Raw genomic sequence first — 25,162 nt, forward strand, 5'->3', positions numbered from 1 at the left:
CAACGTCGATCGGACTTGCGGACTAGATTTCGACGCGGCTCTTTGCCTTTTCCGCGATCGCGTTGTTGAACCATGATGAACGAATGCTCTTCGTCACCTTCGGGTATTTCGCGGCGAGTTCGCGCATGGCAACGGCGTCGTCGATCTTACGCATGGCGTCGGGCTGGTGCATCCGATAGCCGGCTTCAAGAAGCCGATCGCGAACGTCGCTCGCCAGCCCCATGATGTAGGGCTTCGAATGCTGAAGCACGATTACGATTTCAGGGTCGTTTTGCATTTCGGCGCGGATACGCTGAAGCTCGTCTTTCGCCTTCGCCGTCTCGCCAATCCATTTGCCGATTTCGAGTTGGATAAGCCCACCGACAATGCGTTCATCGAAGCGTTCAACAGCAAGCTACGGAGCGAATGCCTGAACGCGCACTGGTTCCTGTCGCTGCAAGATGCTTGCGAAAAGCTGGAGGCGTGGCGTAGACACTACAACGAAGAGCGACCGCACAGCGCGATCGGGACTATCCCTCCGATCTTGCTGGCAAACTCAGCCGGTGCCACCAGCCCATCGGATCTGAGCGAGGCGGAAAACTCCAGGCCCGAGTGGTCCAAGGTTGGGTAGCAGTGCAACAACCGCCCGGCTCTAATCCCAGATGGGGGAAAGCTGGGGGTCACGTCATGACGTTCCGCTCGCACCGAATTCCCCCCGGCCGTCGCCGCGTCAGTCCGCACGGTCAAGTACTTACCACCGGACTGGATTATGAAGGTCTGGAGCACAGCTTCAGGCGGCGGGCCGCGTGGTGGGTATCCCATGCCGCGCGCCGCGTTCAAACAGGGTCACGCGTGAACTGGAACCATCACTGGGGCGAGAACCGATGCGCCGGACTCGAAAAGCCTACCTCGCGATCGAGATTGTGCTTTTCGCGGCACTGGTTGCGTTCATGTCCTTTGGTGCGGTTTACGCGCTTGCCGGCGTGGTATCGAAGGCGTGGCATTGGGTGATGGGCTGAACACGCGGAGTCTGTGATGCAGCGCTGTGCGTTGAGCTAGAATTTCTTTCGCAGCGTTAGTCGCACCGTTCGACCAAGCGGATCGATCTCGTCGCGACTGTATCCGGCGGGAACGCTACCATCATCCAGTGTTACCCGGCGGTAGCCATTAAAGAGATTTCGCACATCGAACGAAATCTTGAGGCCGTCGATCAACGCGCCACCTTCTGACTTGCCGAGGAGGCGATCGGGCTCGATGAACGTCGAGAGATTGAGCACGATCGGCGGTTCGGAGACGAAGCTATCGTCGCCCGCGCGAATTCGAGTCGCACTGCTCCAGTTTCCATTCAAACTTGCACCAATCCCGGCCTTTCCTACGGTTGCCTGCACCGACACGTTGTGTCGCGATTGACCGCCATTGCTGAGCTGATCGATAGGCGGGACACCGAGCCGGGTGAGCAGTTCGCTCTTCAGCTGCCAACGATGATTGACCGCGAGACTGAACTGCAGCGGATCGGTATCGGATGTGCTGCGCCATCCTTGACGGAGGCGCAATGCAATACCTGTCGTCAACACGGAATCGGTGTCGCGGACAATGTTGATGGCGCGCGCATCGACAGCAATGAGCCGTCCTTGTGCATCGCGTGTCACGCGCTCGGGAAACGCCGCCTCGATAACTGGGGTCAGCTCGGGAAACGACGCCACATCTCCCTTCGCGATATGCTTTCGATAGCCGATCTTGAGCGACAGCGTCTGATCGTCGAACGGCCTTATCAGGGCTCTCAAGTCCAGGCTCTGCCGGCTACCACGGCCAAGCGCAGGATTACCTCCGGTGATCCAGACGGGTTCGGCGATCTCCTGTCGGGTGTAATCGAAGATCCGGTTGACCGTCGTAACGATCGGAGCGTCGAGCTGATCGAACGAGGGCGCTGTCTGGGCAAATTCGAACGAGCCGCGCAGACGGAGGATCGAAATGGGCGACCAGATCATATCACCGCCGAACCGCGTCTGCGTCCGTGTGTTGGTCATTGCCTGCCCCTTGAAGGATAGGTCGAGGGTTAGGTCGCCCAATGGTCCGATCGCGGCTCCATCGCGGGCCGAAATCGGCAGACTGAGCGACATCTGGCCGTTCAGTTGATCCCGACCCGAATTATTCACCGAGAGGAGTTCCCCACCGCTGTCGTTCTGCCGGCTTCGCGTCCGATTATGGCTAGCGTTGGCAGCCGCGCTCAAAACGACCTGGCCGGCAGGCAGACCGACAATATTCTTCCGGACATTGAGCCGGGCGCTCAGACTTTCTCCGCGCGCGCGATTGCGGTTGGAGAGCAGCAGGCTGTCCTCCCACGGGCCGTAGGGGTTGAAGTCGGGCTCGGCAGCATCGATCAACTGCTGGACGTGTTCGACGTCGATCCCGCGCTCGAGGAGGTTGTCCGCCCAGTTGCGCGAATAGCTTGTCCCCAGGCTCGTTCGCCAGTCTCCGATTCTGCCATTTAGCGTCAGCGATGCGCTTAGCGATTCCGAGCTATTGTCCGCGCGCAGCACGCGCTCGCCGGAGAACGGCCGCGTGAGGACAATGTCGTTGACAAAAGGCGACGAGGGATGGCCGGCGGGAATGACGATCGACGCCATCGGGAGGCCGTGCAAACCCTCGCTGCTGCTGCTGTTGGCGTTGAGGTTCAACGATGCGGAGAAGGCGCCCACCGGGTGTGCAATACCGACACTGAGCGAGGCATTGCGTCGGCCCGATCGCAGAGTTTCGAAGGCGTTGGGATCGGCCGGATGACGAAGGCCGGCGGTTGCGACGAAGTCCTCGAGTGTCGGCGAACCTGACCCCAAGTTGCCGGGAATAGCCGCGTCGGTGACGCGTTCTCCCACCGCAATACTCAGAGCGGGATCAATCTCCCCGCCTCCAGCGCGCCCGATATAACCGACGCTGTCGAAAGCTCCGTCTTGCGCTGGAATATCTCTTGCGTCCCTGCGCAGGGAGCCATCGCGGCCGATCCTGGCTTGGACATTCCAGCGGGTTTCACCGCTAATTGCGGTACGCCCGAGAGAAAGATCACCGCCATACTGGCCGCCGGCGGTGGCGAACTCCACGCCAGCATCGGCGTTCAGCATGGAAAAGCTCTTCTTGAGCACCAGGTTGACGACGCGCTTGCCCGCCGCCTCGCCGTAGTGCGCTGCCGCCTCGGGCTTCAGCACCGTGAGGCGGCTTAGCGCTTCGGTGGGATAGGATAGAATTGAGCGGTCGAACCCGGCAGGTTTGCCGTTGATGAGAATGACGGGCTCTTCCCCGCTTGGATCGATAAATGGAGCGAAGCGGGCGAGCAACTCCTGAATACTATCGGCACCTTGGCTCGCGATCTCTGCTTCATTGAATTCAGCCTCGGCGGGAACATCTGCCTCGTCACGACGGCCAGCGGTGACAACAATGTCGTCTTCAGATGCGCGATCACCGGGGGCGGCTTCTACTTCGGGCATCCTAGACGTGGCGGGGCTTAAGTCCATCGCTCTCGTCTCGCCCTGAAGGTGCTGCCCGTAAGATGGATCGAGCGACAGCAACATGACAAATCGAGGCAATATCATCGCTGGAATACGCTCACAGTAAGCTATGTCGCCAAGTGCTGTGAGTTGCTTCCCGCGTAGATCCGGCCGGAACTCACGTGAAGCCGGAGCTCATTGCATGAGCGACGCTGCGACTTAACAGAAGAAGGCCTTTCACTCAGCGAGTAAAGGTCAAGCGGGCGCGCAAATTGCGCGCCCGCCAACTCCAAATCATATCGCCGTAGAAGGCGTCCGATCTTACGACGCGAAGCCCTCAACGGTGCAATCCGCCCCTGCCGTCTTGGCGGGAAGGATGTCATCGATGAGTAGGGTCGTTCCATCCCAGGTGCCACTGATATCACCAGCGCAATCGCCCAGAGTAATGGTGGTCACGTCCACATCATGGAAGGTCAACACGCCGCTCGAATAAGACGTATCGTAAGGCATTCCGTTGAAATTCAACGCAGCACAATTTGCATCACCAGGGTTCATTGCGATGGACCCTTCGTTCGCGCCTGCGTCGAGCGTGAGCACCAGCTCACAGTTCAGTGTGATTCCCTTAGTGGCCACAACAAAGCCATTCAGAACACCATTCGGCGCTGATTGAGCCATTGCCGCGGTACCAATAAGCTGCGCTCCGACAAAAGCTGAGGAAAGTACAGCAATCTTTACAAGCCTTTTCATTGCAATCTCCCAACTGCATTTACTATTCGTAGCCGAATCGCTACATCTATAATATTCCATATTACATATTATTAGTCAACATATACTTAAAGTATTGTGTGCTATTTCGATAGCCATCCGCTGTCATTATTCTAGAACCCCTTGGTCACGCTGAAGCCGATGATGCGCGGATCGAGAGTGAAGACGTTGCTCGTCAGCCCCGTATCGTCGCTGTTGGTGAAGAAGTCGGTGATCGGCGCATCGTTGAACACGTTCTTTACGTAGAGCTGGAACGCGAGCTGCGATTCCGGACGTTCGAGCGTCACCGCGAGGTTGAGGTTGTCCCACGCTTTCAGTCGGTCGTATTCGGTGTTGTAAACCCGCGCATAACTCTTCGCCTGACGATAGTAGTCGCCGCGGAAGGTCAGCTCCCAGTCGTCGTCCTCGAGGAAGAAGGTGTACTGGGCGCCGAGGTTTATCGTCCAGCGCGGCGCGTTGGGCAGCTCATTGCCGGACAAGTCGGCATAGAAGCCGCGCCCGCCGTTGGGGGCGCCGCTGCCGCCATCGGCGATATCCAAACCGACCGTGCCCGGATTGTATGGCGCGAAGGGATCGTACGTGAAGCCGTATCTTTCGTAGAACCGGTTAAGGCGAACATCCACGGCCGGATTATACGTGCCTATTCGAGTAGCCCCGGGGCACAGTGCTGCCAAAGCGATGGTATTTTCCGGTCCCGCCAGAACTTGCTCAACGAAATCGCGCGGCGCGATACAATTCGACGGAACCTGAAGCCACGGGCGAAGAAGAACCCAATCCGGATCGCCCTGTGTCCGGTTCATCACGTCGATCGACTGCGCGCCGTCTCCCAACCGCGTCCTGAGATAGCCCAGATTCGCGTGCAGACTAAATGCACGGGATGGACGCCATGCCGCCTCGAACTCGAGTCCCCATATCGTCGCATCAAAATTCTCGTTATAGGCGATGCGATCTACGATCTGGGATATCTGGTAATCTGTGTAGTCGTAGAAGAAGGCACTGGCGTTCAGCGTCAGTCGACCACCGTCAAACGCGTTCTTCGTCCCGATCTCGAATGCATTGATAAATTCCGGCCGGAACGTCTGAGGCAGAAACTGATACTGCACAATTTCAGGATTGAAATCCACTCGGGGCGGATTGGTCCCGCCCCCTTTGTAGCCCCTGGACGCGGACACATAGACGAGGGTTTTGTCTGTAAAATCGAGTACCGGCTGCCAATCGAGTACCGCACGCCCGGTGAACTCACCCCATTTCTGCTCAATGTCTGGAAGCGCCGGATAGCCGCTGTTTACTCGTCCGCCCGTGATGTCGCCGACGAACTCCGGCCCGAACGGATTTTCCGTACCGCCCGCCAGCAGCAATTGGCTTGGGATCTGATCCGATACCTTCTTATCGCGTGTATATCGCGCTCCAAGCGTCAGCTTCAAATCATCAGCGATATCCCAATATATTTCACCGAATATCCCGAGACTCTTAATTCGGATTCCATTCTGGCTGAGAAAGTAGTTATGCCCTTGATTATCTAGATTTTCGATTGAGTTACGATCAACGTAGGGGCACTCCCGACCCTCGAACCCCAGATCGCATGGTGGCTGGGTAGGACGACGCGGAACTCCGCTGGCACTGTAGAACCAGTCCGCGATTAGAGTGAACATATTGTTGAAAACGTAGTAATCGTCCTGTGACTTGAAATCTAAATAATTCGCTCCGAGATTGAAGTTAAGTGGTCCACCGAAGTCGGATTGGAGACGGAACTCCTGCGACCACTGGCGGTTGCGCGAACGGCTGAGATCAGCAGACACCATCCGATCAGAGCATCCGAGCTGCGGATCACAGAAAATGCCTCCCGGCGTAGGACCAGGAAACTCGGTGGTGTCTATGGGTCTGCCAAAAATGTTGACGAGCGCTTGTGTGGAATCGTTGAAAACAGGGTTCGTGACGAAGCGATTGTAATCTTGCGTCGAGTAGAAGCGATCCCGCGAGTAAGCTGTTTGCGAGACCAGTTGCAATCCATCGGCCGGTTCAAACTCGAGGTTGAGCTGAACCACATCATTCTTCGCCCGAAACACCGGGTCGTAACTGGTTGAGATTTCCCGCAGGTTGCGGGACTGGGTCACTCCGGCGAAGGGATCGCCACCCTTTACGGCGTACACAAGAGGGCCAACACCTCGGGGGGCGCTGGGGTCGGATTGGAAGCCGAGACTAATGGTAGAGGGGACCTCAAGATAAACCAGGCTGAGCCCGTTGGGCACTCCGTACGCCGAGTCATCGTAAAGGGAGCCGGGCAAGCAACCTTGACTGAGCTTACCGCGCACCGCCTCGGGCACCGGAGTATCTCCAACCATTTCAGGTCCCGAATCGGTGCGACAAAGCTGTTTGCCCGTACGCGACCGGTTGTCGTCCTCTTCGAAGTGCTGCCAGATTATGTTGGCGCGGAAGCGGTCGCTCGGCTCCCATTGCAAGGTGGCGCGAGTGGACCAAAGATCACGGCCGTTCACATCCTCCTGCGTAAACGTGTTGTAGTCGAACCCATTGCGTTTGGTCAGTTGACCGGCGATGCGAGCGCCGAGCGTGTCACCCATCGGCACATTGAGCATGCCTCGCAGTCGCCGAGTGGCGTAGCTGCCAACTTCGCCCTGGATCGATCCTTCGAACTCATCGGTTGGCAGTGCGGAGATCATGTTGACCACACCGGCGGTGGCATTGCGGCCATAAAGAGTACCCTGCGGCCCGCGAAGCACCTCCACTCGCTCAAGATCGAGAAATTCTTGCTCAAACAGGCGATTGCGCACCAGGGGCGTATTGTTGAAGCTGACTGCCACCGCCGGGTCGCTTGACGCCGAGATCGCTTTCGTCCCGATCCCGCGGATCGAGAAGTTGTACATGCTGAAGTTACTTTTGGAGAAGTTCACGTTGGGCACCGCCCGCAGCAACTCCGAACCACCCTCGATCTTGCGGCCATCAAGCTCGGCATTGGATAGCGCCGTGACCGCGATCGGCACGTCCTGAATCGATTCCTCACGCTTCTGCGCGGTCACGATGATTTCGGAAGCTGCTGCCACGACGGGGCGGGGAGAAGCGCTCGGTGACGGTGCGGGCTGCGGCTGCGGCTGCGCCTGCGTCACCACGAACACACTACCGTCGCGCCGATAGGTCAGCCCGGTGCCTTTCAGCAGCGCACGCAGGGCCGTCTCTGGTCCTGCCCGGTCGCTAAAGCCAAGCGTCCGCTTACCGCGGACAAGCGCAGTGTCGGCCATGATCGTCATGCCATTCTGCACACCGAAATCCCGCAAGGCACCCTCAAGCGGTTGCGCCGGAATATTATAGCTTATGAGTTTCTCGCCCGCCTGTGCGGGCACTGCTGTAGCGGCCAAACCTACAACGGCCGCGCTGCTCAAAAGAACCTGTTGCAGCGCAGATGCACCAAAATGCATGTATCCCTCTCCCACGTTATTTTTGTGTATCCGGGAGTTCCCCCAGAGTTCTCGATGTGGACTGCCCCATCACTTCATAGGACGCAAAATAGGCGAGTCAGGGGGGGCGCCGGCCGACATTTTTTCGGAAGTTCTCGCCTGCCGTAGGGGAACCCCTAGAAAGAATTTTTAGGTAGACGCAGATTTCGCCCCCCCTAGTCGCCAGTTTGCGCGTCTATTCCTTTAAGTGCCAATGCATCGGGGACAATCGGTGGAAACTTAGAATGAACGAGAAGTTTGGCGAGCACTGTCGGATCTGGCCTCTCGCGAGCGTTCGCTGACGATGACTTCGGTACAACCACGGCCAGATTACGGCGCCTGGATGACAGTGTACGGACCAGGTCTTCGCCGCTATTTTCGGCGCCGCGTCCCCGAGCAGGACGTCGATGATCTGGTTCAGGATGTTTTTACGCGGCTCCAGTCCGCCCAAGCAAATGACGCGATTGAGAACATTGAAGGCTATCTATTCAGAACCGCGCACAATGTGCTCGTCGACCGGTATCGCAAGCAGGCCGCGCGCGTCAGTCTGCTGCATGAAGACTGGGGCGAAGGCCACGACGCCCCCGACCCGCTTTCCCCCGACCGCATCGCGATCGGACGAGAGGAATACCAACGCGTGCTCACAGCAATCCGCAATTTGCCGCCGCGAACGCGCGAAGCCTTCGAACTGCACCGGTTCGAGAACCTGACCTATCAGGCGATCGCCGAGCGCATGTCCATCTCCAGAGAATCCGTGAAAGACCTCATGCACCGCGCGCTTGTCCGCATCGCCGAAGATCGCGAGCTTGACCGATGACCGGCGCGCAATCCGACCGTCGCGCCAAACTGCGATCCGAAGCGGCGGACTGGTACAACGAGCGGCTCGCGGGCGATATGACGCCGGAAGACGAAGTTCGCTTCCGCGACTGGATCGGCCAATCTGACGCGCATCGCGGCGCCTACGAGGTGATCGACAGAGCATGGTACGTCGCCAGCACGACGGCGGCCGATCTCGCCCCGTCGGATGACTCCGCCCCCCCCCGCACCGGGTTCAGCCGTTCGAAGGTTTTCGCTGCGGTTGCATCGATCCTGCTGGTGGGAGGCATCGGTTGGCTTTCCCTAGGTGGCCTCCCGTTTGGCGAGCGGGGTCATCCGGAGCAGTCTTTCCAGACCAAAACCGGGCAACGTGCCACTATCACGCTTCCCGACGGGTCGATCGTGAAGCTCGACTCCGAAACCGACATGAGCTTCTCGGATCTGCCTGACGAGCGCCGTGTGCAGCTGCTCCGCGGGCGCGCCTATTTCGAGGTCGCGAGCGAACGGTCCAGGCCCTTCATAGTCTATGCGGCCGGCAAGACAGTCCGCGCGGTGGGAACCGCATTCGAGGTCAGCATGGATCACGGGGAATTGACGGTCGTCCTGGCCGAAGGAAAGGTTCGGGTCGAGGATGCGAGCGAAAGCGGAAACGGCACCGGCACCGATATGACTCCGGGTCGCCAGCTCGTGATCGATACAGATCGGCGCTGGACGCTGACCAACGCAGACGTGGAGAAGGAGACGGGCTGGACCGAAGGCCGTCTCATTTTCATGCACGACCCGTTGTCAGAGGCCGTCGCGGAGGTGAATCGATACTCCACGCGAAAGTTGACCTTCAAGGACAAGACCATTCCAGACCGGGAGATCGTGGGGGTATTCTCGGCGGGGGATGTTGACGGGTTCATCAAAGCACTCGAACTCAATGGTATAGCAAAGCAGGAATCTGCAACGGACGATGAGATTATACTGACTGAGAACTGATCAGTTCTACCGTCACGCGCAAACCTTGAAAGTCACGAACGGATCTATCGCGGGTAGGGATCTTTATTCGAGTACACAGCACATCTCCCTCTCCCCGAGGAATCACTGGGCTGATGCCAATTCTAGCCTCTCCAGGATTGGCGTCGGCTCCCTTTTTTTGCTTTGTGTCGATCTCGGGGGCGGTGCCGAGCAGCGTTCAGACTGCGGGCGCCTGCCTGGCGCGCGGGCGCCGCGCCGGCGCTTTGGCTGACGTCTTCGGCTTGCGCCCGAGACCGAGTTCCCTGGACACCAGACTTGCCCTTGCGCGCCGGGTGCTTGCGTTTCGCCTTGCTCGTTTCAGTCATTGTCAGTCTTTCGCTTTGCGCGCCTTCGCGCCGATGTTTTGAGAGGTTCCGCAACGCTTGCCGATGATGCGCCCGCCCGGTTCCAGCCGTTCCAGATCGAATTGTGAAGCGGCCTCAGGGCTTGCTCCTTTCAGGACATAGGCAAGCGCCGCCTCCAGATTGACGGCGTGGAGATCGGGATTGCCTGCCTCCAGCCCCAGCCGCCCGCCAATCGGTTTGCTGTGGATCACGCGCGCCCGGTAAGGTTGCCCGGTGATCCGGCGAAGCCAGCCCCGTTGCAGGGCTGTCAGGCGCGAAACGGGATCAGCAGGCAAATAGGGCGAGCAAGTGACAGTGCCCGCCTTTGTCATGGCCGTTGCCGGGGACGTTTTCATGCGTCCAGAGCCATGCCATGCGGCTGCCATGCCGGGCCAGCGCCTTTGTCAGCAAGTCGGCATAGCGATAGGTCGCCTTCGCCATCCCCGCCACTGGCACGCCAGCCGCCTGCCAGTGAATCGAGATCATGCGGGTGAACGGCAGCCCGATCTTCTCGGCATGGCGCTCAGCGGCCTTCAGATTGGCAATCTGAGCGGGTTTCAGTGCATGGCTTTCCCGGTCGGCACGGTTGCGCACGCCGCCCCGGCCCGTGCCTCCAGCGGAAAGGGCTGCCACACCAGAGGTAAAGTAGTTAATAGCAAGCGCCGTGCCAGTTCGGTCAATCGGCGGATTTGCGAGCGATTTTGGCTGGAGCGGTGCAATTGAAGCTCCACCGAAACCGCAATCCCGGTGGAGTTTCAAAGCGCCGCCATGCCGGGCGCTCTGTGGCGTCTTTGGCATGGCGGCAGCGATCACGCGGCAATCCAGACAATGGCCAGCTTGCCGGTGCTATTCGGCCTGCGCTGCCCGCTGTCACGGATAACCCCCTTGCGCTTCAATTCGCTGGTGCGCGGCTGGATTGACCAGCGGTCCATATCGAGCCGTGCCGCCAGTTCGTCGGCGGTAAGGCCATGCGCGCCAGCATCGCGGATTGCGCCCTCTGCCATGCGCTGGAGCCACCCCAGCTTGGGCGCAAGGGCATCGGCAGCGGCAATCGAGGTTTCCACGTTCCGGTGCCCCGGTGCATCGGGATAGGTGCTCATGCCGCGCCTCCCTCTGCCATCGGTGGCAAGCCTGCGCGATCCAGCAACTTCGCCAGCCAATCGGCCTGCGCTTCGCTCATGGGCGTTGGATCAACCGCAAGCTGGCCAAGGAATTGCCCGGCCTTGCGGCTCAGGCGGCTGGTGCCGTTGAGCAGGGCGAGCGCCGCTGCCCGGTGATCGGAAAAGCGCCGTTCAGTCATTGCAGCCCTCCCCAAAGCAGAGCCGTGCCATATCCAGCGCCATCCAAGGCGAGAGGCAAAAACGGGAGGCGATCAATTGCACCTGCCGATCCGATGCAGTAGAGGGGGAATGCAACCAGCCGCCAAGTCGATTGCGCGAAGCCCCGGCCTGCCCGCCGAGGTTTTGCATAAGTGTCGCCATTGCTCATGCTCCCGCCTGATAAGTCGGGAGGCTGGCCAGATAGGCGTCAAGCGACGCGACGGAAACGAGTGTTCGTCGCCCGCACTTTTTCGCTTCAATCTTGCCCATTTTCAGGACTTCATAAATCGAAGTGCGCGACGATCCAGAGTAGGCAACCGCGCCAGGAATCGGCAAGTGCGATGGTTTGATTTGCATTGTTGTCATTGGAAAGAATCCCGCAAGGTCCGTGCGGGATTGCCCAGACATTGCGGAAACCAAGGACACCGGATGCTAACCGAAAAACATGGGGGGTTATTCAGTTTCCTGCTGGTGGAAGCTCGCAGCGGCGAATTGTTGAACCATCGGCAAGATGATGCTCACGGCTTCGTTCTCGCCAAAGTCCGTTGATGCGCGCTCAAGCCAGGAATCGATTACACCAGCCATCACGCTTGCCGGATGATCGGACGCATCCTGAGAGACAAGTTCACGAGCTTGCCTGACGCGGGCAGCGTCCAAGTCTCCCAAGCCAGAATTTTGCATCAAACGCGCGACCGCAGCCAAGCGACTCTTCATTGGAGTCGACTTGTCAGCATTGTGAGCTAGCCAGTGATTGGCGATAGCCGCGATTATCCCGTCTTGTTGATTCCGCTTGAGGGAACGGGACGGCGCACCTTGCCGGATGCGCTCGCAAAAGATTGGATCAAGACGATTGTTCTCGCGCTCAGTCAGGGTTTCGACCGCGTGCAAGATCGGCTGGAGGTGTCGAAGGTCAACACCGTTTTCCGAAAGATAGCTTGCCGTCGATAGCAGGCAGTTCGCTATCGCATCGCGTTGATCCTGCGAGGGACCGTTCTCATAAATCTCGGTGTTCTTGGCTAGTATCGAATCCAATAGGTTTAAGCTGTCGATAATTCCAAAAGGCCTGAAACGGCTTGCCTCGTTCATGCAGCCGCTCCCCGGATTGGCGAAACCTTGGCACCAGCCGCGCCGTCGCTGGCACAATATGTGGCCCAATCGTCCATGAGCCGCCGCCGTTTGTCGAACAGATCGCCGCGCCGATAGGCCCGCTCCACCTTGTTCTCGATGGTGTGGGCCAGCGCCATTTCGGCAACCTCATGGGCATAGCCCGTGCATTCGGCGGCCCAGTCGCGGAAACCCGAACGGAAGCCGTGCACGGTCGCGTCAACCTTCATGCGGCGCATGAGCATCGCCATGGCCATGCCGGACAGCTTGCCGCCCTTCGCGCCGGGAAACAGGTATGCACTGCCAAGCGGCTGGAGGCTTTCGAGGATGGCAACAGCGCGCGGGGACAGCGGCACGCGATGCTCTTTCGCGGCCTTCATGCGGTCGGCTGGGATCGTCCAGATCGCCTTTTGCAAATCGACCTCTGCCCAAGTCGCGCCGATCACTTCGCCAGAGCGGGCAGCGGTGAGGATCGTAAATTCGAGCGCCAGCGCCGCGACAGCCTCCCGCTTGTGCAGCGCGCGGACAAAAGCCGGGACTTGCTCATAGGCGATGGCCTTGTGATGGCCGCGCGATAGCTGGGTGCGAGCGGGCAGGATTTGTGCAAGGTGTCCGCGCCAGCGCGCCGGGTTTTCTCCCTGCCGATAGCCGCGCGCCTTGGCGCTATCGAGCACGGTTTCAATCCGCCCGCGAATGCGGCTGGCAGTCTCGGCTTTCCCTTTCCAGATCGGCTCAAGGATTTTCAAGACGTGCGCGGTTTCGACCTCGGCAACCGGCAAATCCCCGATCACCGGATAAACATAGGTGTCGAGCGTGTTGCGCCATTGCTGGCGATGCTTGGGGTTGCGCCAGCTTTCCTCATTCACGGCGATATAGGCGGTTGCCACGTCCCTGAACGTGGTTCCGGCGACCTTGGCAGCCTGAGCCGCCGCGAGCGTCTGAGCGGCTTCCCTGCCCCTTTCCTCCAGCGGATCAATGCCCGCCTTGACCTTGAGGCGCAGCGCCGCCGCTTCGTCGCGCGCATCGGCAAGCGACATGCCGCCTTGCCCAGCCGCGCCAAGGCCAACATCGCGCGATCTGCCATTGAGCATAAAGCGAAAGACCCAAGAGCGCGCACCGGTTGGCTTCACCAGCAAATGCAGCCCGCCACCATCGGCATGGCGTCCCGACTTGGCGTTCTTCACCGCAAGAGAGGTTAGCGCGTTGTGCAGCTTCTTTGGCATTTCGGCTCCCTGTCAGGGAATCGAACCTGCCAGCACCCTACCTCATTGGCGGAAATAGCAGCCGTTCCCATAACCGTTCCCCGATAATAGCGTTTTTTATGGGAACGCAACGGAACACATGCGGCCGGTCAGATTGTCACGATGGCATAAGATCATATATTTTACAGTATGTAAGAAGACAAATTCGAACACATCTGGCGGATAGTTAGGCGGAATCCTTCTCCGCCACCTGTATCACAGGCCGATCTTTACCCCCGCCCACACTGTGCGCGGGGTGCCGAGGTCGATTGATCCGGCCTGATTACGGGTAACGATCGCTTCATTGCTCAGGTTCTCTCCCCGGATCACCAGTGCCAGACGTGCGGTCAGGGGTACTTGCAGGTAAGCATCGATGGTCGTCGCGGCAGGCAGCAGGTCGGTCTGCAGATCGTCCTCGAACTGTGCGCCGACATGGCGCAGCGTCGTGGCAACGAGCCAACCGGTATCGGGGCGATATGTCGCCGTGGCGCTGCCTGCCCATTGCGGCACCTGTTGCGGACGATTGCCGTCAAATGCAGCACTCGCCTGCTCCATCCGCGCATCGGTATAGGCCAGCGATCCGCGCAAGCTGAACTTGCCCAGCGATAGCCCGGCCCCGGCCTCCAGCCCGCGCGCGTGGATCGCACCGATATTACGGCGCTGGCGGGTCACGGCATCGAGCGTGACATTGGCAATGGCATGCTCCACCCGATTGTCGAAGGCGGTCAGCGACAAGTCCACCGCTTCGCCGGGTGCGAAGTCGATACCCGCTTCGTATCCCACCAGCCGTTCGTTATCGAGCGCGGCATTGGCCTGCGTGGTCACGGGGAAGACCACGAACGGGCGGTACAGTTCGTTCAGCGTCGGCAAGCGCAGCCCGGTATAGGCCGCAGCGCGCAGTCGCACGCCATTGCCCAGCCGGTAGAGCGCTCCGCCGCGCACCGATGTGTCCCAACCCGAACGGTTGGCGAAGCGATCGCTGATCCTTACCGCGCCGCCCCCGGCACGCTCCACATAGAACCCGTCGCGTATGGTAAACCGGTCGGCCCGTACGCCTGCGGTCAGCGTCAGATCGCCCAGCGTCAGATCGTTTTCCAGATAGAGGCCGAGGTCGGTATTGCTGCCCCCGGCATGACGGCGGGCGGTAATCTGGCCGGTGAAAGCGCTGAGCGCGGTTTCGGAGAGTTCGCCCGATGCCTTGCGATAATCCAGCCCGATCCGCAGCACATTGGCCGGGCCAAGCGGAGGGCGCAGCTCGATCTTGCCGCCCAGCCCGGTGGTCGGCGTGTTGCGTTGATCGAGCACTGGCACGAACCGGGTCGAACTGACGACGACATTCGTGAAATTGCGCGCCTGCACATATCCCAGAATATCGAACTGCCAGTCCCCGCGCCCGACCAGGCGCAAGCTGGCATCCTGCCCTTCTATAGTGCTGTCCGCCCCGGTGAAGCGCAGCGTCCTGTCATCGCGATAGGCCAGCGCATGGGCCTGCAACTCGACATTGTTGCTCAGCGGCGCGACCCCGCGCATCTGCACCGAATAGCTATCGTAAGCCGCACGCGCGCTGGCAGGCACCCGCTGTCGTTCGGGCGTGGTCCAGAAACCCTGCCCGCGATCCCATCGCCCCGACACCGTGGCGAAGCCCGCGCCGAGCGGTGCGGCGAGAGTGGCACTGGCCTCTGTCTCGCCTCGATCATTCAACAGCACCTGTCCGCTGACCGGGCGGAGCGATGCGGCATCGGCACTGACCATTTCGATGGTTCCCGCCAGTGCGCCCGCGCCGAACGGGCCCGATCCGCCGCCCCGTGTCACTTGCACATAGGCAAACCGTTCGGGCACAATCGCGCTGAACGGAATATAGCCGAAGAACGGATCGCCCATTGGCACACCGTCCAGCAACACCAGCGCCCGGCTGGAAGCATTGCCCCCCAGCGCCCGCAATGTTGCCCCCTGCGCCGATGGATTGGCGGAGCGGCTATCCGATCGGCGGAACTGCTGAAATCCGGCAACCGACGCCAGCGCATCCTCTATCCGCCCCGATGCCGTGGTCGCCAGCACCTCCCGCTCGATCCGCCGGGTGTCGTAGGCAGGTGTCGCGGGCGTATCGCTCAGCCCCTTTCCCGTGACGATAATCGGCGGGCTGCCGTCGCCAGAGGCCTCTTCCGCCAATACGGGAGCAGGCACCGCGATCCAGACTGACAGCGCAGCGACCAGCCCCGGAATGACGCGCACCGATCCCGCATCGTTCTGCATGCCCATATCTTACCAGCCAGAGGTTATTACCCAAGAACCGCGGCGTTGCCCCGGTTGACTGGCCGACACAAGCCGTTCTCCGCACTTTCGCAGCTTGCCAAAGCGCGCAGGGCAATGCCATTGGGTTCGCGATTGGAACTGAATGCGGGCAACGTCCCGAACGGGAGAATACAATGGCATATGAAACCATCACGGCCGAAAGAGACGGCGATGTCCTCAAGATAACGCTCAATCGGCCCGAACGGCTCAATGCCTGTCCCCCGGAAATGGCCGGGGAACTGTTCGATGCCTTGCGCGAAATTGGCGATGCCCGCGCGGTGTTGCTGAGCGGTGCTGGCCGTGCGTTCTGTTCCGGCGCCGATCTGGCTACCAATGCCAGTTCTTCGATCAGCGGCGGCGACCGTGCATACGCTTCGTTGCAACAGGGCTATAATCCAATGATCCAGCTGCTTGCTTCGGTCCCCGTGCCGGTGGTGGCCGCAGTGAATGGCCCGGCGGCAGGTGTCGGCTGCTCCATCGCACTGGCGGCGGATTTCGTGATTTCAGGCAAGAGCGGATATTTCCTGCAGGCGTTCGTCAACATCGGTCTGGTGCCCGATGGCGGGTCCAGCTGGATGCTGCCTCGCCTGATCGGGACCGCGCAGGCGACGCGAATGATGATGCTGGGCGAAAAGATTTCTGGCGAAGAAGCGGAGCGGATCGGCCTGATCTACAAATGCGTGGAAGACGATGCGCTGATGGACGAATCATCTGCCCTCGCCACTCGTCTCGCTGGCGGACCGACAGTGGCGCTCGGCCTGATGAAGCGCACCTTACGGGCCGGCTTGTCCGGCGATCTGAACACCACGCTGCAGGCAGAGGCCGATACTCAGCGGATCGCAGGAAACACTGCCGACGCAGCCGAAGGGGCGATGGCATTCCTTCAGAAGCGCAAGGCCGCTTTCAAAGGGGCGTGAGCTCCGCTTCGCGAGCATGTCGCTCGGCAATTGCCGTGGCATAACTGGCGAACAGATCCGCGAAGTGTTCTTCCATCGTCCGGCTTTTCCACGTGAACGGCGGGAACGGCTTGCTGAACATTTCCACGATGGCCTGCGCTGCGCTGGTCGCGCTGCGCGCGCGATAGCGGATGCCTGCCCCGTTGCGCGCATGATCTGCCGCACCGCCAAGGTCGGGCACAATGCTTGGCGTACCCGAAGCGCGGGCCTCCGCCGCCGCCATGCAAAACGTTTCCGCTTCGCAACCGTGGATTAGCGCATCGGCGCTGGCCACGATCCGGGGGAACTTGGCCCGGTCGGTTTCAGGGCCGAACACCCGGATATGCGGGCTGCCCGCGATGCGGCGCTTGATATTGTCCTTTTCCTTGCCCTGCCCGAACAGGACCAGCCCGATCTGCAATTGCTGCCCGGCCAGATGAACGGCATCGACCACCATCGGCCAGCGCTTTTCGGGAGATAGCCGCCCCACGCCCAGCAACAGATGCGCGCTGGGTGGCAGTTTGCATTCGCGCAGCAATTCGGCCCGCAGTTCGGGATCGCGCTTTTCCGGGGAGAAGCGATGCGCTTCGATGCCCATCGGATTGATCTCGATATGATCGACCCCGCCCCGCCGCAGCCGCTCGCCCAGTTCGTGACTGGCGCACACGATGCGGTCGAACCGGTGGCCCATTTCGCGCATATGATCCCAGAATTGGTAGAAATGGCGATCGATCGTCGCACGCCTGAACGGCGGATTGAGCCAACGATAGGCATAGGCCGACAACGGATCGGCGTGCATCACCATCGAACGGGCGACCGGCGCATCCCATTCGGCGACCATCTTCGAACTATGCCAGGGGGTCGATACCTCGACGAAATCGGGCGCCAGTGCATCGAGCGTATCGTGCACCTGATCGGTATCGTCAAAATAGTGATATTTGCCATCGAGAGGGAAGCGCGGGCACGGCACGAACATGATTCGTGCATTCGGCCCGCGCTCCGATATCTCGGCCCTGGGGCCGGGAGCAACGATAGTGATTTCATGCCCCAGCGTCGGACCTATAGCGAGTTTCTGTTCGACATAGGTCCGCACACCACCGCCATGCGGGGAATAGAATCCGCAAACGTCAACGATGTGCATGGGCCAAAGCCCTTAACGCTTGAGCGGGGCAACTCCAAGTCCGCTGCGATAATTCATCACGACATCAATCGTAGTCGGGCTCGATCCGGCGCGTGTGGCAACGTGCTTCACGTTCGGCTTACCCCACCCCAGCTTGGGGTTGGAGGAGAAGCCGATACCATCAACTTTCCAGCCAAATTTCCGGTTCTTGTCCCGGTCATGCAGCACGCTGACGGCATATGTGCCCGCACGCGGCACGCGGATGCAGATCGGAGTCGAAGACGATGCAGGCACTTCCACCCGGCTGAATGTCTTGCCCTGCATGACGAGGATGTTGTCGTCCTCAAGGAAGTCTTTCTTAGTTGCCGGGTAAACTTCGATCTTCAGGTTGCCGGTGCGGTCTTTCATGCCGACCGGATTGACCAGGAAGGCGGGCCCGCTTTCATTCGCGCGGCACTGACCTTCGGCCTTGCCGAGATCGGGTGTCGAGGGGATCGGGGCCGCGGCGACGAGCAGCAGCCCGGCGGGGAGCAATAGAGCTCTCATTCGGTTACCTCCGGTTTTACGAGATCGGCCACGCCGAGCACCGCTGCGACACACATATGCGTGATCAGCAGCAGGCCGGCCATCATCGCCATCAGCGTGCCGATCGCAATGTCCTGGCCGAATAGGAACACTGCGAGCCCGGCGAACACGACATCCTTGTTCGGGATGAAGGGCAGGCGAGAAATAAGCATGCGAACGGTCGCAAGGAACATCCACCAGACAACTGCAACACTGGGCAGCGTCAGATGCCACAACAGCGCCGACAGTGCGAGCGATGCCACGATACGCGCGATGTGCATCGCGAAAATGAACACCAGTTCATTGCGGGGCAGCGAGAAAATGGACTTGCGAAACACCATCGCTGCGAATGAAATCAGCAGAACCACCGCCAGCGACCACAACAGCGGGCGGCTGCCTTCCTGCAGGATCGTGCTGCCGATCATCGGCCATACGCCGATCAGCAGCAGCAAAGTCATCACGTTGCCCGCCACAGCGGACAGGATCGTCACATCCTTCACTGCGCCGAATGGAGCGGCGACCATTGCCGTCCGTTTGCGCGCCCAGGAATAGAAATAAGCCTCACCCAGATATCCGAGCAGCAGTTCGTTCGCGACCTGCTTACGCAGCAGTGCGCCGAAGCCCGAGAGAGGAATCTGCCACAGGCGACGGAAGATGATCCATTCGCTGATCGGGCCGGCGAGGTAGAAGAATGGAAACACCAGCCAGAACAGCGGTGAACGCGGAACCATCGCCCACAATTCAGCGAGGTTGATCGAACGCAACTGCCACGCCACCGCCCCCAGCAGGGCAAGCGAAATCGCCATCGGCACCAGGTTCCACAACCGGTTGCGCGTCGGGCGGTCGAGCGGAGCCAGCTCGATACGGTCGCTATCAGGCGTCAAGGCAAGCGTATCCTGCGTCATATTGCGACGTTTTTTCGAGCCTATCCTGTTCGAAATGAAGGCCGGACAGAGCATCGCCTGCCAGCATACGGCACCGTGCCGCTATGCCCGCGATATGACACACAGCAGATTTATCCAGTGTGAACTCCATCGGCAGCTTCCGGTCAGGCAGCATATGCGGCGCGACTATGCAGTGGGATACCGGTCGCACGGGGGCGGCCGATAGGGAAATCGGGTCAATTGGCAGCATTGGCATCCAGATCGGCATAGCGCCCCACAGGGCGGCGACGCGCGAAGGCGCCAACGGTGCGATCGATATCGCGGAGGATCGATTGTTTGGTCGTATCGCCAGGGTGAACAGCGATCCGCACCGTGTTCAGCGGGTGCAATCCGGTACGCGCCAGCCCGGCAAAGAATAGTGACGAAGCCGTCCGCATCGTGGATCGGCTGGCCCAGGTGATCACCGGGCCTTTCGCCAGCACCGCGCCATCCGACGGGCGCCAGACGCGGAAGTGATCTTCTGCCAGACGGAAGCCGACTTCGAATAACGCCGCCCGCGCGCCATCGCCATAAAGCCACGCGGGAGCGATAAATCCGGTAGCCTCCCGCCCGATGGTGTCTTCCACCAGAGCCTTGCCATCGCGCATCCGCCGCACGGCTTCGTCATGCGACAGGCCGAGGAATTCGCCCTCCCCCGCTGTCATATGCTTCGCCTTGAAGTTCGCCAGCCCTTCGTGCTGCGACAGATCCTTGTGGAACCAGCCGTGGACGAACATTTCCACTCCGCGGTCGGCCCATTCGCGCAACTTTGCCCGATAGGCGACGTTTGGTTCCAGCGGGTTGGCGCCCCAGTGATCGGGCACCACCAGCATGGCAAAACGCGGCCCGCCCAGCAGCCTTTCCAGACGATCGGCAAGGCGATCGACCTGATCGGAAAAACCGGGGCCGACATCGTGTATCGACACAAGCAGACGGCGCGCGCTCATCCCCGCGGCATCGCACGGAAGAGGGCAGCCCCGCAAAGGGCGACCGGAAAGGCCCGAATGGACAACATAACAATCTTGTCCGCACGGGTAATGTCGATTCCGGGGAATTCAAGCTTGCACGGCATTAATGAATTGATGAAACCCACGGCGGAACCGGGCATTATCAGCCGTATCATGATCATCTCCATCGACGCCCATTTCGACTTCACGCTGCCGCAGCTCACTGATGTCGCACTACAATTCGAAGCCGCGTCGCTGCCCGAACAGCGACTAATCCGCTGCGACACCCGCCTTTCGCCCAGCGAATATTTCGCGCGCATCCCGGCAGAAGATAACATCGGTGAACGAATCATGTTGAGCGCCGATGGCTTTTTCAGCGTCGATTATTCGGCGGAAGTGGAAATCGACCGCATCACCGCCCCGCTCGGTTCACTGGAGGCGCTTCAGCCACACGAATTGCCAGGCGAAGTGTTCAGCTACCTGATGGATTCGCGGTATTGTCAGGCAGACCGGTTCCATTCCTTCGTCGACGACGAATTCGGTGCCACGACTGGGGGTGCGCGAGTGCTGGCGATCCGCGACTGGATTGCCGGACACTTCACCTATGAACCCGGTTCGAGCACGCCCGAGACCACCGCGATGGACAGCTTCATCGAACGCCGGGGCATCTGCCGCGATTATGCCCATGTGCTGGTAACACTGGCGCGGGCATCCACGATCCCGGCGCGGTTCGTCTCGTGCTTTTCCCCCGGCGTCGAGCCGCCCGATTTTCATGCCGTGGCGGAAGTCTTTCTGGCCGACCCCACGGTGGCTGGCGGCGGTGCCTGGCATCTGGTCGATGCGACCGGGATGGCGACACCAAGCGATATCGTGAAAATCGGCGTGGGTCGCGATGCCGCCGATGTCAGCTTCCTGACGACGTTTGGCGACTCCCAGTTTGGCAACAAGACAGTGGCCGTCAGCCAGACATAATCGCCTGACCGCGCGGCTGCGATAGAGGCTCAGCCGATCCGTGGATTGCTGCGTCGCGCCACCCATCTCAACGGCGGGGCCGCTCCTCCAGACCCTGCTCGCCCCCCGTTAACTTTTACGCGAGCGGCGTCCCACAGGGAGACGCGCCTGCCTTCGCCTCTGGCCGTCACGGTCGGTTCGCACCATAATGGGGGCATGAATACGATGGTAAAATGGATTGGCGGCGCCACCGCGGCAGTCGTTCTCGCTGCCGGTGGGGCCATGCTGGTCAGCGACCGGATGGCCGATAGCCAGACCGAAGCGAGCCCCGCTATCGAAGATGCGATTCCGGTCGATCCGGCAGCTCTGACTGACGAGAAGGTCGCTGATGACGATGCGAAGCCAACCGCATCTGCCACCCCAGAAGCGGATGAGCGGTTCGTCGTGAAGCGCATTCTCGATATCCCCGGCCCGATCAAATACGGCCAGTATTTCTGGGATGACAAAGATGTGCCCGATGGTCCGCTGGTGATGACAGTGGACCTCGATGCGCGGGTGCTGTCGGTATTCAAAGGCGGGTATGAAATCGGCGCGGCTGCCGTCCTGCTCGGCACGGACGATTATCCCACACCGCTGGGTACGTTCCCGATCATGTCGAAGGAACGGCACAACGTTTCGGAGAAATACGGCAATGCGCCTATGCCGTGGACCATGCGCCTGACCAGCGACGGGGTGGCGATCCACGGCGGCTCGAATGTTGAAAACGGCTATGCCAGCCACGGCTGCATCGCCGGGCCGGACGAGTTCGTCTCCAAGATTTATTCCATCGCCAAGCCGGGCGACAAAGTCATCATTACCCGTGGTGAAACGATGACGAAGGGCGATTCGATTATTTAGGATCGTGTCCGGGCGTTCTGCGCGCAGGTTCGGGCCGTAAGATCCAGTCTGCCCCGCGGAGTTGCGCCAGCACGCCGCCCAGATTGGCGGCTTGTCCTGCCCGTAAAGCCTGATCGAGCCGGGCGATGGCCGAACCGCGCGCATCGCCGCCCAGTTCCCCGATGGCCCGTGCCAGCACCCGCAAGCGAACCGCGCGTGGGGCCTGCGGGCGATAGGTGATTTCGGCGCCGTTCACGGCAACCTGCCGGTCCCATTCACTTTGCGCGGCCCATTCGATCGCTTCGTCCGCATCCGCCAGATGGGCAGCACTGGTCGCCAGCGCCAGCGGATCGATCCAGTCGGCTACGGAAAGCTGCGCGCGCACTCGCGCCCTGTCGTACCGCGGATCAGCATTCGACGGATCGGTGGCAGCCATCAGCCCCGCGCCATCGACAATGCCCTGCAATTCCGCCTTGCGCCAGCCAAGCAGCGGGCGGATCAGCGGCACACCGCCCGGCGAGGCCCCTGCCGCGCGCACCCCGGCAAGGCCCGCGACACCGCTGCCCCGGTTGAGCCGCATCAGCAGGGTTTCGGCCTGATCGTCCGCATGGTGCGCGGTCGCCAGCGCACCCAGCCCGCGCGCGGTGAGCCAGCCTTCCAATGCGCCATAGCGGGCGAGACGCGCTTCTGCCTGAACATTGCCCGGCTCCACCGAAACCGGCAATATCGCATGCGGCACGGCCAGATCGGCACAAATACGCGCGACCATCGTCGCTTCGTCCACGCTTTCAGGGCGCAGGCGGTGATCGACGGTGGCCGCCTCTATCCGCCCCGGCAATGCAGCATGGGCGAGCAGCAGGAGTGCAAGACTATCCGGCCCACCCGACACAGCCAGTCCCAGTCGTGGGGCATCCGGCGCGGGCGATGGAACAGCGGCATCGGCGGCATCGGGCCAGACCCGTTCGAGGTCTGCCCGAAACCGCGCGATCAGATGCGGATGCAGCCCGCTATCAATTGCATTTCACTTTCTTGAGATTGGCCTGATACTGGCCGCTCAGCCGCCCGGTGGCGACCGCCGGATAGGTATCGCTGAATTCGGCCAGTGCGATACAGGCGCGCTTGGTATCTTTCAGCGCGATCATCGCCTCTGCCAGATAGAGCAGGCTGTCCGGCGCACGCGCGCCCTGCTTGTCGGATTGATAGTTCTTCAGGAACCATGCCGCCGCTTCCTTGGGCTTGCCATCGTCGAGATAGGCGCGGCCCAGCAGGTTGCGGCCATAGCTGATCCGCGAATGCTTCGGATATTTTTCGACGAACATAGAAAGCTGCTGTTCCGCTTCGGGATAGAACTTCGCATCCCACAGGCGGAAACCGTAACTGTATTCGTCATCCCCGGCATCGTCGGTCTTAGGCTTGGTAATCGCCTGCACCGCCGCCAGCCGCTCAGCAGTCGGGCCGCTGGGCTTCGCTGCGGGTTGTGCCGATTGCGCGGCCGGCTTTGGCGCCGAAGCGCCACCGGTCATCGCAGAAAGGTTCGAACCCACTGCTTCGCTCGATGTCGTAGTGGTCGCGGCAGGCGCCGCACCGCTAAACGTATCGAGACGCTGGTTGATCAGATTGATCGCGTTGGTGTTGACTTCGGTCTGTGCCGTCAGCCCGGCAATCCGCGATTCCAGAGCATCGAGCCGGGCGAGGATATCGGTCACCGCCGTTGTCGTGGGCGCGGAGGTGTTTGGTGCGGTGGTCGGCTGTGCCTGCGTAATCTGCGGTTCGAAGAACTTGCCGTCCGCACCGGGGAAGACCTTACGCTGCAGCGCGCGGATTTCCGCCTCGACCTTCTTCAGGCGCGCTTCGGAATTGGCATCCTGTGCTGCGACCGGGGTCGCGGTGGCGGCGATGGCAGCCAGCGCCAGCGGCGCGGCGATCGCCCGAATGGTAAAATTGCCCATGTGGTCCCTTCCGTCAGATGCCTTCAGACATATCCGACCCTTCCCTTGAACGGGTCAGTCGAACGACGCCTGAACGGCAACGGCGGCAATTTGCCGCCGCGTGGCGTGCTTGTCGAGCCGCCGGTTAACCTTATTCGGGGAAACTGCGCGAGATCAATTTCCCATTGCCGCCGATTGGGTGTCAGATTGGGCCGATCGGTCCAGCAGCGCCTTCGCAGTCACGGGCACATCTTTCATCACTCCCTGTTCATCGGACAGTTTGGGAATGGAGCGACCGCCAACTGTGATCGAAAAGGCATCGGGCCGTCCGGTCCACGCCATCGGCCCCTTGGCATCGGCGGGAACGGTATAGCTTTCGCCTTTGGCCATCTGCTTCTGCATCAACTGCTTGCCATCGGCGTCGTAGAACTTGATCCACATCCCTTCCTGTTCAGACGTAAATACGACCGGGCCACTGGAAGGGGCCGCCGCCGGTTTCGCGGCAGGGCGCGGCGCCGCGGTCGCGCTGGCCGATGCAACGGGTGCATCGTCAGGGCCAAGCAGCGATGCAGGGCCCGAACCCGGTGCGACCACGCGGGTATAGAACATAAATCCGCCGACGAGCAGCAGGAGCACCGCCAGCACACTGAGCGCAGTAAGCCCACGCGAGGGCACCCGCGTCGGATCGCCCGGCTCGAACGTCGCGACCCGTTGCCGTTCCGAATAATCGGTCGCGCCCAGTTGCGCGCGCACGTCGTCCAGAATTTCCTTCTCGTCGAGGCCCAGCATACGCGCATATGTGCGGGAAAAGCCGATCGCATATGTCCGCGCGGGCAGCGCACCGAAATCGCCCGCCTCGATCACTTCGAGATGGCGCAGCGGAATGCGGGTTTCGGCGGCGACCTGTTCGATCGTCATCCCGGCAGCTTCGCGTGCCTGACGCAAGCGGTCGCCCGCACCATGCAGCGGGAGTTCTTCGTTCGGCGTAGCCGTATCCTGATCCATTACCTGTCCAAATGATTGTGCGCCCCGTCCCCCGGGCTTGTTATCAGAAAAGTACCGCGTGTTACCTGTCAATAATTCGATGTTATGCGTGGCGTTGTTGTCGATGAAGTGGCCGAAGAGCGCGGT

At 60.7% G+C, this 25,162-nt stretch carries 25 protein-coding genes and 1 pseudogene; 7 read left to right on the forward strand and 19 right to left on the reverse strand.

Translation table 11 applies throughout. The features are described 5' to 3' along the window. Window positions 1–22: 22 nt before the first annotated feature. Window positions 23–223: a hypothetical protein gene (locus CV013_RS02745; protein WP_102153748.1), complete on the reverse strand. Its 201-nt coding sequence runs from the start codon at window positions 221–223 to the stop codon at window positions 23–25. Window positions 224–352: 129 nt separating this feature from the next. Between CV013_RS02745 and CV013_RS02750 the strand changes: the two are divergent. Next, window positions 353–610 (forward strand): annotated as a pseudogene (locus CV013_RS02750) (integrase core domain-containing protein); the annotation flags it as partial. Between the two features lie 253 nt (window positions 611–863). Further along, a complete protein-coding gene (locus CV013_RS15925; protein WP_268968800.1) occupies window positions 864–998 on the forward strand; it encodes a hypothetical protein in 135 nt (44 codons plus the stop codon). 36 nt (window positions 999–1,034) lie between these two features. Here the strand turns inward: CV013_RS15925 and CV013_RS02755 are convergent, their stop codons facing one another. The 3 genes from CV013_RS02755 to CV013_RS02765 form a co-directional block, all read right to left on the reverse strand. Beyond that, a complete protein-coding gene (locus CV013_RS02755) occupies window positions 1,035–3,563 on the reverse strand; it encodes a porin family protein (protein WP_123639862.1) in 2,529 nt (842 codons plus the stop codon). Between the two features lie 216 nt (window positions 3,564–3,779). Then, window positions 3,780–4,205, reverse strand: a complete 426-nt coding sequence (locus CV013_RS02760) for a hypothetical protein (RefSeq protein ID WP_102153750.1) — start codon at window positions 4,203–4,205, stop codon at window positions 3,780–3,782. A gap of 131 nt (window positions 4,206–4,336) precedes the next feature. After that, complete coding sequence (locus tag CV013_RS02765; RefSeq protein WP_102153751.1) at window positions 4,337–7,654, reverse strand: TonB-dependent receptor domain-containing protein; 3,318 nt, start codon at window positions 7,652–7,654, stop codon at window positions 4,337–4,339. 322 nt (window positions 7,655–7,976) lie between these two features. Between CV013_RS02765 and CV013_RS02770 the strand changes: the two genes are divergently transcribed. Together CV013_RS02770 and CV013_RS02775 are read left to right on the forward strand one after the other, a co-directional pair. Then, on the forward strand, window positions 7,977–8,489 hold the full coding sequence (locus CV013_RS02770) for an RNA polymerase sigma factor (protein WP_232806555.1): 513 nt from the start codon (window positions 7,977–7,979) through the stop codon (window positions 8,487–8,489). After that, complete coding sequence (locus CV013_RS02775) at window positions 8,486–9,469, forward strand: FecR family protein (protein ID WP_102153753.1); 984 nt, start codon at window positions 8,486–8,488, stop codon at window positions 9,467–9,469. Before CV013_RS02770 ends, CV013_RS02775 begins: the two co-directional genes overlap by 4 nt. Before the next feature lie 346 nt (window positions 9,470–9,815). Here the strand turns inward: CV013_RS02775 and CV013_RS02780 are convergent, their stop codons facing one another. The 8 genes from CV013_RS02780 to CV013_RS02820 form a co-directional block, all read right to left on the reverse strand. Then, a complete protein-coding gene (locus CV013_RS02780) occupies window positions 9,816–10,163 on the reverse strand; it encodes a hypothetical protein (RefSeq protein WP_123639863.1) in 348 nt (115 codons plus the stop codon). Further along, window positions 10,117–10,425: a hypothetical protein gene (locus CV013_RS15620; RefSeq protein WP_190276447.1), complete on the reverse strand. Its 309-nt coding sequence runs from the start codon at window positions 10,423–10,425 to the stop codon at window positions 10,117–10,119. Before CV013_RS15620 ends, CV013_RS02780 begins: the two co-directional genes overlap by 47 nt. Before the next feature lie 215 nt (window positions 10,426–10,640). Further along, complete coding sequence (locus CV013_RS02790; protein ID WP_102153756.1) at window positions 10,641–10,931, reverse strand: hypothetical protein; 291 nt, start codon at window positions 10,929–10,931, stop codon at window positions 10,641–10,643. Beyond that, window positions 10,928–11,131, reverse strand: a complete 204-nt coding sequence (locus tag CV013_RS02795; protein ID WP_102153757.1) for a hypothetical protein — start codon at window positions 11,129–11,131, stop codon at window positions 10,928–10,930. The genes CV013_RS02790 and CV013_RS02795 overlap by 4 nt, the downstream gene beginning before the upstream one ends. 184 nt (window positions 11,132–11,315) lie before the next feature. Beyond that, window positions 11,316–11,516, reverse strand: a complete 201-nt coding sequence (locus CV013_RS15625) for a helix-turn-helix domain-containing protein (RefSeq protein ID WP_232806556.1) — start codon at window positions 11,514–11,516, stop codon at window positions 11,316–11,318. A gap of 87 nt (window positions 11,517–11,603) precedes the next feature. Beyond that, a complete protein-coding gene (locus CV013_RS02810) occupies window positions 11,604–12,236 on the reverse strand; it encodes a hypothetical protein (RefSeq protein WP_102153759.1) in 633 nt (210 codons plus the stop codon). After that, window positions 12,233–13,477, reverse strand: a complete 1,245-nt coding sequence (locus tag CV013_RS02815; protein ID WP_102153760.1) for a tyrosine-type recombinase/integrase — start codon at window positions 13,475–13,477, stop codon at window positions 12,233–12,235. Before CV013_RS02815 ends, CV013_RS02810 begins: the two co-directional genes overlap by 4 nt. Window positions 13,478–13,711: 234 nt before the next feature. Next, entirely contained in the window at window positions 13,712–15,748 is a 2,037-nt protein-coding gene (locus tag CV013_RS02820) for a TonB-dependent receptor (RefSeq protein ID WP_102153896.1), read from the reverse strand. A 173-nt stretch (window positions 15,749–15,921) separates the two neighbouring features. Here CV013_RS02820 and CV013_RS02825 point away from each other — a divergent pair, with 173 nt between their 5' ends. Next, window positions 15,922–16,704: an enoyl-CoA hydratase-related protein gene (locus CV013_RS02825; protein WP_102153761.1), complete on the forward strand. Its 783-nt coding sequence runs from the start codon at window positions 15,922–15,924 to the stop codon at window positions 16,702–16,704. Here the strand turns inward: CV013_RS02825 and CV013_RS02830 are convergent. From CV013_RS02830 to CV013_RS02845, 4 genes are all read right to left on the reverse strand, one after another. Further along, on the reverse strand, window positions 16,691–17,863 hold the full coding sequence (locus CV013_RS02830) for a glycosyltransferase (protein WP_102153762.1): 1,173 nt from the start codon (window positions 17,861–17,863) through the stop codon (window positions 16,691–16,693). The two genes, CV013_RS02825 and CV013_RS02830, sit on opposite strands and share 14 nt — an antisense overlap. Before the next feature lie 12 nt (window positions 17,864–17,875). Next, entirely contained in the window at window positions 17,876–18,388 is a 513-nt protein-coding gene (locus CV013_RS02835; protein WP_102153763.1) for a DUF2141 domain-containing protein, read from the reverse strand. Then, a complete protein-coding gene (locus tag CV013_RS02840) occupies window positions 18,385–19,311 on the reverse strand; it encodes a hypothetical protein (RefSeq protein ID WP_102153764.1) in 927 nt (308 codons plus the stop codon). The genes CV013_RS02835 and CV013_RS02840 overlap by 4 nt, the downstream gene beginning before the upstream one ends. 215 nt (window positions 19,312–19,526) lie before the next feature. Next, entirely contained in the window at window positions 19,527–20,276 is a 750-nt protein-coding gene (locus CV013_RS02845; RefSeq protein WP_102153765.1) for a DUF2334 domain-containing protein, read from the reverse strand. 135 nt (window positions 20,277–20,411) lie between these two features. Here CV013_RS02845 and CV013_RS02855 point away from each other — a divergent pair, with 135 nt between their 5' ends. Both CV013_RS02855 and CV013_RS02860 read left to right on the forward strand, forming a co-directional pair. Further along, the gene (locus CV013_RS02855) at window positions 20,412–21,248 is read left to right on the forward strand and encodes a transglutaminase-like domain-containing protein (RefSeq protein WP_321196958.1); all 837 of its coding nucleotides are present in this window, start codon (window positions 20,412–20,414) and stop codon (window positions 21,246–21,248) included. 195 nt (window positions 21,249–21,443) lie between these two features. After that, a complete protein-coding gene (locus CV013_RS02860) occupies window positions 21,444–22,124 on the forward strand; it encodes a L,D-transpeptidase family protein (RefSeq protein ID WP_102153768.1) in 681 nt (226 codons plus the stop codon). On the opposite strand, the gene tilS is transcribed toward CV013_RS02860, so the two are convergent. The 3 genes from tilS to CV013_RS02875 all read right to left on the reverse strand — a co-directional run bounded on the left by tilS (window position 22,117) and on the right by CV013_RS02875 (window position 25,036). After that, window positions 22,117–22,992: a tRNA lysidine(34) synthetase TilS gene (gene tilS / locus CV013_RS02865; RefSeq protein ID WP_223805145.1), complete on the reverse strand. Its 876-nt coding sequence runs from the start codon at window positions 22,990–22,992 to the stop codon at window positions 22,117–22,119. The genes CV013_RS02860 and tilS overlap by 8 nt on opposite strands. A gap of 121 nt (window positions 22,993–23,113) precedes the next feature. Then, on the reverse strand, window positions 23,114–24,052 hold the full coding sequence (locus tag CV013_RS02870) for a tetratricopeptide repeat protein (protein WP_102153770.1): 939 nt from the start codon (window positions 24,050–24,052) through the stop codon (window positions 23,114–23,116). A 153-nt stretch (window positions 24,053–24,205) separates the two neighbouring features. Beyond that, entirely contained in the window at window positions 24,206–25,036 is an 831-nt protein-coding gene (locus tag CV013_RS02875; protein WP_102153771.1) for a helix-turn-helix domain-containing protein, read from the reverse strand. Between the last annotated feature and the right edge of the window lie 126 nt (window positions 25,037–25,162).

Source organism: Tsuneonella flava, assembly GCF_002870965.1.
In the GTDB taxonomy this organism is placed as follows: Bacteria; Pseudomonadota; Alphaproteobacteria; order Sphingomonadales; family Sphingomonadaceae; genus Tsuneonella; species Tsuneonella flava.

Coding starts and splice junctions, on each gene's coding strand:
- CV013_RS02745 (WP_102153748.1), bottom strand. CDS start 223: ATGGGGCTGGCGAGCGACGTTCGCGATCGGCTTCTTGAAGCCGGCTAT.
- CV013_RS15925 (WP_268968800.1), top strand. CDS start 864: ATGCGCCGGACTCGAAAAGCCTACCTCGCGATCGAGATTGTGCTTTTC.
- CV013_RS02755 (WP_123639862.1), bottom strand. CDS start 3,563: ATGATATTGCCTCGATTTGTCATGTTGCTGTCGCTCGATCCATCTTAC.
- CV013_RS02760 (WP_102153750.1), bottom strand. CDS start 4,205: ATGAAAAGGCTTGTAAAGATTGCTGTACTTTCCTCAGCTTTTGTCGGA.
- CV013_RS02765 (WP_102153751.1), bottom strand. CDS start 7,654: ATGCATTTTGGTGCATCTGCGCTGCAACAGGTTCTTTTGAGCAGCGCG.
- CV013_RS02770 (WP_232806555.1), top strand. CDS start 7,977: ATGACTTCGGTACAACCACGGCCAGATTACGGCGCCTGGATGACAGTG.
- CV013_RS02775 (WP_102153753.1), top strand. CDS start 8,486: ATGACCGGCGCGCAATCCGACCGTCGCGCCAAACTGCGATCCGAAGCG.
- CV013_RS02780 (WP_123639863.1), bottom strand. CDS start 10,163: ATGACAAAGGCGGGCACTGTCACTTGCTCGCCCTATTTGCCTGCTGAT.
- CV013_RS02790 (WP_102153756.1), bottom strand. CDS start 10,931: ATGAGCACCTATCCCGATGCACCGGGGCACCGGAACGTGGAAACCTCG.
- CV013_RS02795 (WP_102153757.1), bottom strand. CDS start 11,131: ATGACTGAACGGCGCTTTTCCGATCACCGGGCAGCGGCGCTCGCCCTG.
- CV013_RS15625 (WP_232806556.1), bottom strand. CDS start 11,516: ATGACAACAATGCAAATCAAACCATCGCACTTGCCGATTCCTGGCGCG.
- CV013_RS02810 (WP_102153759.1), bottom strand. CDS start 12,236: ATGAACGAGGCAAGCCGTTTCAGGCCTTTTGGAATTATCGACAGCTTA.
- CV013_RS02815 (WP_102153760.1), bottom strand. CDS start 13,477: ATGCCAAAGAAGCTGCACAACGCGCTAACCTCTCTTGCGGTGAAGAAC.
- CV013_RS02820 (WP_102153896.1), bottom strand. CDS start 15,748: ATGCAGAACGATGCGGGATCGGTGCGCGTCATTCCGGGGCTGGTCGCT.
- CV013_RS02825 (WP_102153761.1), top strand. CDS start 15,922: ATGGCATATGAAACCATCACGGCCGAAAGAGACGGCGATGTCCTCAAG.
- CV013_RS02830 (WP_102153762.1), bottom strand. CDS start 17,863: ATGCACATCGTTGACGTTTGCGGATTCTATTCCCCGCATGGCGGTGGT.
- CV013_RS02835 (WP_102153763.1), bottom strand. CDS start 18,388: ATGAGAGCTCTATTGCTCCCCGCCGGGCTGCTGCTCGTCGCCGCGGCC.
- CV013_RS02840 (WP_102153764.1), bottom strand. CDS start 19,311: ATGACGCAGGATACGCTTGCCTTGACGCCTGATAGCGACCGTATCGAG.
- CV013_RS02845 (WP_102153765.1), bottom strand. CDS start 20,276: ATGAGCGCGCGCCGTCTGCTTGTGTCGATACACGATGTCGGCCCCGGT.
- CV013_RS02855 (WP_321196958.1), top strand. CDS start 20,412: ATGAAACCCACGGCGGAACCGGGCATTATCAGCCGTATCATGATCATC.
- CV013_RS02860 (WP_102153768.1), top strand. CDS start 21,444: ATGAATACGATGGTAAAATGGATTGGCGGCGCCACCGCGGCAGTCGTT.
- CV013_RS02870 (WP_102153770.1), bottom strand. CDS start 24,052: ATGGGCAATTTTACCATTCGGGCGATCGCCGCGCCGCTGGCGCTGGCT.
- CV013_RS02875 (WP_102153771.1), bottom strand. CDS start 25,036: ATGGATCAGGATACGGCTACGCCGAACGAAGAACTCCCGCTGCATGGT.